Raw genomic sequence first — 7636 nt, forward strand, 5'->3', positions numbered from 1 at the left:
AATATACTTGTATGAGTAGACTTATTTGTAAATTTTATAAAACAAAATTTGTATTAGTACAATTAAATAGAAAAATATGTAAATAACATTGGATAATTATTGTTTAATATTTTGGATATACTAATAAAAATTATAATAATTATAGAAATGGTTAATCAGATTATTCTGATGGAGGTGACGTTTGTGCGAGGTAGCTGTTTTAAGGTGCTAATTATATTTAGTTTAATTTTGACAATGGTAGGATCTAATATATATGCGCACGAAAACAATAAAGGATATATATATAATATAGAAGAAAACAATCAAGAAAACGAACAAAAAAAGGAGATAGATATAAGTAAGCAGTACGAATTATATCTAAAAAATTTATTTGATTACAGAAATAAAGCTATTATGGAACACAATGAAGAAATATTAAAGGGCATTTACGATACAGATATAAAGTTCGGACTTTGGGCTTATGAACATGAGATAAAAAAGATGCAGTACCTAAAGAATTGGTCGGATAAGCAGGGAGTAGTATTTGACAATATAGATGCAAATGTCAAGATAAATAAAATAAGGGAGAGAGAACAAAATTTATACGGTATAATATGTACAGTTTGCACAAATTATAAATACCACTACGAAAACGAACCCGATGTTCAAAATGAATTTCAAATAGGAACTCAGCATTACCTACATGTCAGGGAGAAGGACGACAAGTATATAATAACTAAAGAGTGGTACAGCGATCCATTTGCCGATTCGCTGAATTTAGAGCATATAAATTCAAAGGAAATAAAAAGCTTCATAATATCTCAAAATGCTGTACAATTAAATTTAAATGATACACAAAAAAAAGCTATAGAATATGCACATAGGTACTGTGGTGCTGCTACTAATGAACCGGGCAGGATTTACCTTATAAATCCAAATTACAAGGATTTCAACTCAGATGGAGGCGATTGTGCTAACTTTGCATCACAAATAATGTTTGAAAGTGGTCTTTTTTCCAAAAACACAACTTGGAATTACGAAAAGGGCCAGGCGACAAAGGCATGGGTAAATGCTCAGGGATTTAAAAATTACTTGATAAACAGTGGTAGAGGAGATTATATAGCAAAGGGTACTTATCAAGAGGTATATAAGGAGGCCTATAAATTGAGACCTGGAGATATAGTAGGATATGAAAAAAACGGTAGAATAACGCATGTATCGACTGTTACAGGGCTTGATTCAAAGGGATATCCATTAGTAACCTGCCACAATACAGATAGACTGTTGGTGCCTTGGGACTTGGGCTGGAGCGACAAATCTATAAGATTTCATATAATTAAAGTCTATTATTAATGTATATAAATTATTTAAAAAGCATATATTTTAGAAATTTAAAAAAATAAGTATAAAATTAAATTTAATTGACAAATATAATTATATATGATAAATTAGATATAAGGCTATATTTAATGGCCAATTAAGTGTGTTTTTAGGAGGATTTATTAATGAAAACAGGTGTAGTAAAATGGTTTAATAATGAAAAAGGTTTTGGATTTATATCTGTAGAAGGTGAAGGAGATGTTTTCGTACATTTCTCAGCTATACAAGGTGAAGGATACAAAACTTTAGAAGAAGGACAAAACGTTGAATTTGAAGTAGTTGAAGGTGCTAAAGGACCTCAAGCTGCAAACGTAGTGAGATTATAATCGAGATTACAATGAAAATTCATATATATTAGTAACGTTAGTCATATGAAAAAAGGCCGCTTAGGTGGCTTTTTTTTTGCGTAATAAGTATTAAGACTTATTTAGAATGTTAATTTTATGTGTAAATAAGTATACAACTATGTTAAAATAATATGAGATAGTTTATAAATAAAAAAATATAAATTTTTTTGGTAATTATTATGGAGGTGGAATATAGACGTGAATATATTATTTTTTCTAACACCAAAAAGTGAAGTCGCATATATATATGAAGATTTTACTATTAGACAAACTTTAGAAAAAATGGAGTACCATAGATATTCATCTATTCCTATATTGACAAAAGATGGGAAATATGTGGGGACAATAACAGAAGGAGATTTCTTGTGGACATTAAAGGAGCTTATACAAAAGAAAGAAATTAGCATAGATGATATAGAAAATATGCCTGTGATAGATATTCCAAGAAGAAAAAACAATACTCCTGTACCAATAAGTGCAAATATGGAGTTATTAATATCAAAGGCGATTACTCAAAATTTCGTTCCTGTGATAGATGATACAGAAACATTTATCGGAATGGTAAAAAGAAGAACGATTGTAGAGTATTGCTATCAAGAAATGAAAAAATAAAAAAAATTCTCTATTAATAACAAGTTTTTATATACCTTACTATAGAGTAACTGTTATAATTTAATCATAAGAGTGTATCATTTTTACAATATTAATTTTACAACATTAAATAGGAAATTGTATTATTTTGATATTTAAGATAAAGTGATTTCCATACAATTATTGAATAGGAGGTATATTTATGAGAGAAGATTCTTTAGAGTTTGACAAATTAGGAATTCATCTGGACAAGACAGATATAAGAATCCTTAAATTATTAGCAAACGATAGCAGAATTTCTTATGCTGAAATTGCTAGAGAAGTACATTTATCACGTATGGCAGTAAGAGAAAGAGTTATGAAAATGCTTGAAGAAGGCATAATTGAAAGATTTACAGTTCAATTAAACTCAAAAAAAGTTGGCTTAGATACTCCTGTATTTTTACAAATTAAGGCAGCACCTAGTAAACTAGACGACGTTGCAAATGAGCTTGCAAAACATCCTAAAATAGAATGTGTATACGCTATGACAGGAAAAAACGAATTACAAGCACATGCCTTTATTGAAGATTTTGATAATTTGCAAAAATTTATCTTTGAAGAAATTTACAAAATCGAAGGTATAACTGAAGTAGAATATAACATAATGACTAAGAAATACAAAAGCAGAAAATTATTTACATAATTTATAATAGCAATAAATACTTAAAACTAAATAGAAGCAGTAACAACAGATATATGTAAATTATAAAATGTTAGTCTGTGAAGTATATGCAAAAAGAAAAGCTTGTCCTGAATCTAGACAAGCTTTTTTATATTTTTGTACTTTTATATTTTATATTACATATAAGATACTAAATCTCCGAATTTAGCTTTAACTTCGTTTAATTTAGCTTGGTAAACTTCACCTTGTTTTTGGAACATTAAAGTTTTTTCTACTTTGTCTGCTACTTCTTCGAAAGCTGGTATACTTTCTTCGCTTTTATCTTCTAATTTGATTATATGGTAACCAAATTGAGTTTTAACAGGTTCGCTTATATCTCCAACTTCCATAGCGAAAGTAGCTGCTTCAAATTCTGGAACCATTTGTCCTTTACCGAAAGTACCTAAATCTCCACCTTGATCTTTAGATGGGCAAGTAGAATGAGCTCTAGCAGCATCTTCGAAAGTTACTTCTCCAGATTTTATTTGAGCTAATATTTCGTTAGCTTTTTCTTCAGTATCTACTAATATATGTTTAGCATTAGCAGTTGGTGGGTTAGAGAAGTTAGCTTTGTTAGCTTCGAAGAAAGTTCTCTTTTCGTCGTCAGTTACTTGTACGCTAGTTAATATTTGGTTTATTACGTATTGTTTTAATACATTTTTTTCTATTTCTGCCATTTCTTTTCTGAAAGCTTCATCTTGGTCTATTTTGTTGTCTTTAGCATACATGTATAAAAGCTCTTGATTTACTAAGTCTTCTAATACGTATTTTCTTCCTTCTTCAGTTTGGAATTGTTGTGCTTGATAAGGATCTAAACCTTGTATAGCACTATCAATGTCAAGATTAGAGATTTCTTTATCTCCAACTTTAGCTAATATTTTCTTTTCCATAAGTTGTTTACTCCTTTTTCCTATTTTATTTAATTAATTTAATTTCATTTGCTTGTTAAATTAACTTCATTATACATGATAACAAAAAAATATTAATATGTCTAATATTTTCCTTAAATAGTATATAAGATTTTAATAGCATGTAGCAAATATAAATATTAATATTGAAGATATAATACCTACCACACCGTCTTCGTCCTTAGATGTAAATACTTTTTTGCACGATATATAAAAGTACAGTGAATTTATAAGAGATTTTAGTAAAAGCAATTTAATATTATTAGAAAATAGTAAAAAATAAAATTCAGAGATAATAAAGGTCATAATAGATATAAATTTATACAAAAAATCTATGTAATCTTTGTGAACGAATTTTATATTATCTGCAATAATTAAAAGCAAATACACTAGAGAAAAAAGCGAGTAAATACTGAATATATAGCGGTTTATAGTGTTATTTGGTATAAAAATCCAGTTAAACAATAAAATACCCCAAAATAAAACTGTCAAAATCCTGAAGTAAAATTCAAGTATATCGTATTTTTCTTTCATAAGCTTCTCCTAATCTGTATGTTATCTATGCATTATTAACAAATACATACTTATGTATACGCATTTTATTTAAAAAATATAATGAAATCATAACATCAATAAAAGTATTTTATCATAAATTTATATCGTATAGGAAACTAATAAAAGTATAGGAGGGAACAAATATGTATAGGTATTATACAAAAGGTGTATGTGCAAAATCGATTTTGATGGATATCGAGGATGATGTATTATTAGATGTAGTTTTTGAAGGCGGATGTGAGGGGGCTTTGATAGCTATTAAAAATTTAGTAAAGGGTAAAAATATAGATTATATAATAGATACATTAGAGCAAATCCCGTGCAGATCTAAAGGAAGCTCTTGTCCAGATCAGCTAGCCAATGCACTTAAAATATATAGAGAATTTGTGTATAAAAAACAATAATAAAAATTAAAAAGGGATGACCGCAATTTACTTGCGACATCCCCTGAGATACTATCTAGTAACTAATATTGCAATTTGATATTTTGGGTTGTAGCTTATTTGGATTAGTTGATTTTTCTTGATATGTTGTAAATCCTCTGCACCATAAGTTATTTTTAATTTTATAGGCTTTTTACCTTGTTTTAATATTGCAACGTATTCTTTTTTACCTTTTTGTTCTAGGCTTATTAAATTACCTACATAAGGTGTAAAGTTTTGGAATTCTTTAGCTTGACTTCTAATATAGAAGAAAGTACCAACACATATAGCTAAATTTATTGCAAGAATGATCCATCCGTTAATATGTAACATAGCTCCAGCTATTATTAAAATAATCATAGCCACTATAGGTATAATTGCTTTTTTCATTAATAATTTACCCATAATTTCATTTGCTTTTTTCTCTGGTCCGCTCATAGTTTTTGATCTAGCATATGATTCGGCAAATTTGTCTTTTAAACCCATGTTAATCCTCCTAATTTTAATAGATATTTAGTTGTAATTTATTTTACCCATTTTTATATTAAAAATTTAGACGCGAGAGCTAAATTTTAAAGGCAAAATAAAACATATTAATTATTTTATCATAAAACAAGTAAAAAGAAAATAAATGTGTTAAAATAAATATATTGTTTTGAATTTAAATAATAAAAAATAGATACGATAAGATTATAGGTGGTATATTTTATGAGCGACAAGATTTGTATAAGTATAAATAATAAAAAATTCAATAAAGAAAATGAGAAGACAAAGGAGGCTATATACAAGGCTTTGCATAAATTGTGTGAAATTATAATGCAGTTTGAGGAAAATGGCCAGCCCTTTGAGAAAATATTTAACAATGAGGCTATAAAGTACGATGTGTTTGAAAATAATTTCTACACTTATAAATTTAGGTATGCTGATAATACTCAGCTTAGAATTTTATATCATTTTGTAAGAGATGATGACGGCAAAATCACTATAGAGCTTCACCAGTATGCGGTTAAGAGAAGAAATAATAAAAATTATATAGAAGCATTTGAAAAATATGCTAGAAATTACGATAAATAGATTTAAGAAAGCTTTATATAACGCAAAAAGGGGATAATAATATGGAATATAAAAAATCAGGTGTGTTTTCTGAAAGCCAAAAGATAGATTGTAGAAATTTATGTCTTTATTTAAATTTTAAAAATGAAAAATTAGACGATATATTGAGATTTTTGAAATTGATAGAATCGGATTTAGTAGAAAAGTTTGAAGAGGATTTTGTATTTGATATGGAATTTGACGATGAAGAGATCACAGTCAAAGCTCTTCACAAGAAACTCACAAATGTATCTGATAATGCAAGTAGAAGAATTAGCTTGCTGTACGATGGAATACTAAAGAGCGACAAGATTTCAAGCAGATTTGATTATAGAAATCTCATATCAAGCAGAATGTTTATGGATGAATGGGTTATGGAGGCTCCTAAGCTAGGTTTTGACTTAGAAGATACAGAGAGCATAAAGGATTACATATTGAGAAATATAGACAGCGATAAGGTCGATTATTTAGGAGAGCCTGCACCTCAGGATATAGGTCTTAATTTCAGCTGTGATTATATAAAAAAGGATCAGGAAATAGACGACGATTTCGGGTATTTTGGATCTTTGAGCTTTAATATAAGCGGGTGTATATTGGGATATGATTTTGAGTACTTTACAAATTATTTAAAGGACTTTGTAAAAAAAGCAGGAGGAATTTTAAAATCTCTATGCGCCAATATATTTATATCTGACAAAATCTTAAAGACAGATTATTTTAATTTATTTGAGATAGAGATTATTGAGCACGACGATGAAGAAGCCCCAGTAAATCACCACAGATATGGATTTTTGAGCGGCGTGGAGGGGATAAATTATATACCAAAGGATTTATTTGAGCAAGTAGATAAATGTCAACTAGAGGATGAAAAATTCGAAGTAGAAGCTATGGAAAATGGAGTTTTCGTAAATGTAGATAAGCCGCTAGACGAGGTAAATATACATGATAAGTACAGCGTCAGAGAGGTTTTAGATGATATTTTAATCAAAGGGTATTGCGATCATGACTTGATACATTTTGTGGCATTTTTAGGTAGAGTTCCGCTTTATTTAGATGAAGTATTTTTAATAGAAGCTCTAGAGGATGAAGTCAGAGATGATTTATACAATAGATATTTCGTAGTTACTAAAAATAGAGAAATAGAAGGCTTGCATCTAGACGGCAGCAAGTTTAGAGTACATAGATTTAATATGAAATAGAAAAAAGCAATTTACTAATGAGTTTTAGTACAAATTAGTAAATTGCTTTTTTATTTTGTAATTAAATACTCTTGAATTATTGCTATATATACTAGATCTAGAGCTATTGTAAATATGTTAAAGCATTTTGTGAGATTATGTATGAAATAAATTTTGTTGGGACATAATATAACCAAGAATTTATATAAAAGTAAAAATATTCAAGATGAGGGATTTTTATTGTAGATAATCTAAATCAGAAAGAGGTGCATTATGTTTCGACAAGAACATTCAAATATATTTAGTTCTAAAAGAATTAGATCGATAGTAGATACTTTAGATATAGAGGAAATGAGTTCTTTTATAGCATTAGCTCAACAAAAATTAAAAAATTTATATAATTTAGGATTTTATGATGAAACAGACGGAAAAAACAAGATTTTAGAAGGAAGATTTAAAAAAGGTCTTAAATGCCCTAAAT

Annotated in this window: 10 protein-coding genes; 8 read left to right on the forward strand and 2 right to left on the reverse strand. The window is 28.2% G+C overall.

The features are described from left to right. Positions 1-204 precede the first annotated feature (204 nt). The 4 genes from ACI3VO_RS01285 (at position 205) to ACI3VO_RS01300 (ending at position 2982) form a co-directional block, all read left to right on the forward strand. Complete coding sequence (locus ACI3VO_RS01285) at positions 205-1332, forward strand: amidase domain-containing protein (RefSeq protein WP_439756169.1); 1128 nt, start codon at positions 205-207, stop codon at positions 1330-1332. Positions 1333-1484: 152 nt separating this feature from the next. Then, a complete protein-coding gene (locus tag ACI3VO_RS01290) occupies positions 1485-1685 on the forward strand; it encodes a cold-shock protein (protein WP_290692113.1) in 201 nt (66 codons plus the stop codon). 219 nt (positions 1686-1904) lie between these two features. Then, positions 1905-2318, forward strand: a complete 414-nt coding sequence (locus ACI3VO_RS01295) for a CBS domain-containing protein (RefSeq protein WP_439756170.1) — start codon at positions 1905-1907, stop codon at positions 2316-2318. A gap of 181 nt (positions 2319-2499) precedes the next feature. Next, positions 2500-2982 (forward strand): Lrp/AsnC family transcriptional regulator, encoded by a 483-nt coding sequence (locus ACI3VO_RS01300; RefSeq protein ID WP_439756171.1) that lies wholly within the window; start codon positions 2500-2502, stop codon positions 2980-2982. A gap of 155 nt (positions 2983-3137) precedes the next feature. On the opposite strand, the gene ACI3VO_RS01305 is transcribed toward ACI3VO_RS01300, so the two are convergent. Next, positions 3138-3890: a peptidylprolyl isomerase gene (locus ACI3VO_RS01305; RefSeq protein WP_439756172.1), complete on the reverse strand. Its 753-nt coding sequence runs from the start codon at positions 3888-3890 to the stop codon at positions 3138-3140. A 716-nt stretch (positions 3891-4606) separates the two neighbouring features. Here ACI3VO_RS01305 and ACI3VO_RS01310 point away from each other — a divergent pair. Beyond that, positions 4607-4867 (forward strand): TIGR03905 family TSCPD domain-containing protein, encoded by a 261-nt coding sequence (locus ACI3VO_RS01310; protein WP_439756173.1) that lies wholly within the window; start codon positions 4607-4609, stop codon positions 4865-4867. A gap of 51 nt (positions 4868-4918) precedes the next feature. Here ACI3VO_RS01310 and ACI3VO_RS01315 read toward each other — a convergent pair whose 3' ends face one another. Continuing rightward, positions 4919-5371 carry a hypothetical protein gene (locus tag ACI3VO_RS01315; RefSeq protein ID WP_320624623.1) on the reverse strand — a complete coding sequence of 151 codons (453 nt, stop codon included), beginning with the start codon at positions 5369-5371 and terminating at the stop codon, positions 4919-4921. 222 nt (positions 5372-5593) lie between these two features. Between ACI3VO_RS01315 and ACI3VO_RS01320 the strand changes: the two genes are divergently transcribed. From ACI3VO_RS01320 to ACI3VO_RS01330, 3 genes are all read left to right on the forward strand, one after another. Continuing rightward, positions 5594-5959: a hypothetical protein gene (locus ACI3VO_RS01320; RefSeq protein WP_320624624.1), complete on the forward strand. Its 366-nt coding sequence runs from the start codon at positions 5594-5596 to the stop codon at positions 5957-5959. Positions 5960-6000: 41 nt separating this feature from the next. After that, positions 6001-7176, forward strand: a complete 1176-nt coding sequence (locus ACI3VO_RS01325) for a hypothetical protein (RefSeq protein ID WP_439756174.1) — start codon at positions 6001-6003, stop codon at positions 7174-7176. A gap of 252 nt (positions 7177-7428) precedes the next feature. Beyond that, positions 7429-7636, forward strand: a 208-nt coding sequence (locus ACI3VO_RS01330) for a hypothetical protein (protein ID WP_439756175.1), incomplete at its 3' end; no start/stop codon positions are given.

The organism is Intestinibacter sp. (assembly GCF_051866655.1).
Lineage (GTDB): Bacteria > Bacillota > Clostridia > Peptostreptococcales > Peptostreptococcaceae > Intestinibacter.

Bases quoted from the DNA above. Each gene is read 5' to 3' on its own strand.
- ACI3VO_RS01290 (WP_290692113.1), top strand. From the start codon at position 1,485: ATGAAAACAGGTGTAGTAAAATGGTTTAATAATGAAAAAGGTTTTGGA.
- ACI3VO_RS01300 (WP_439756171.1), top strand. From the start codon at position 2,500: ATGAGAGAAGATTCTTTAGAGTTTGACAAATTAGGAATTCATCTGGAC.
- ACI3VO_RS01305 (WP_439756172.1), bottom strand. From the start codon at position 3,890: ATGGAAAAGAAAATATTAGCTAAAGTTGGAGATAAAGAAATCTCTAAT.
- ACI3VO_RS01310 (WP_439756173.1), top strand. From the start codon at position 4,607: ATGTATAGGTATTATACAAAAGGTGTATGTGCAAAATCGATTTTGATG.
- ACI3VO_RS01315 (WP_320624623.1), bottom strand. From the start codon at position 5,371: ATGGGTTTAAAAGACAAATTTGCCGAATCATATGCTAGATCAAAAACT.
- ACI3VO_RS01320 (WP_320624624.1), top strand. From the start codon at position 5,594: ATGAGCGACAAGATTTGTATAAGTATAAATAATAAAAAATTCAATAAA.
- ACI3VO_RS01325 (WP_439756174.1), top strand. From the start codon at position 6,001: ATGGAATATAAAAAATCAGGTGTGTTTTCTGAAAGCCAAAAGATAGAT.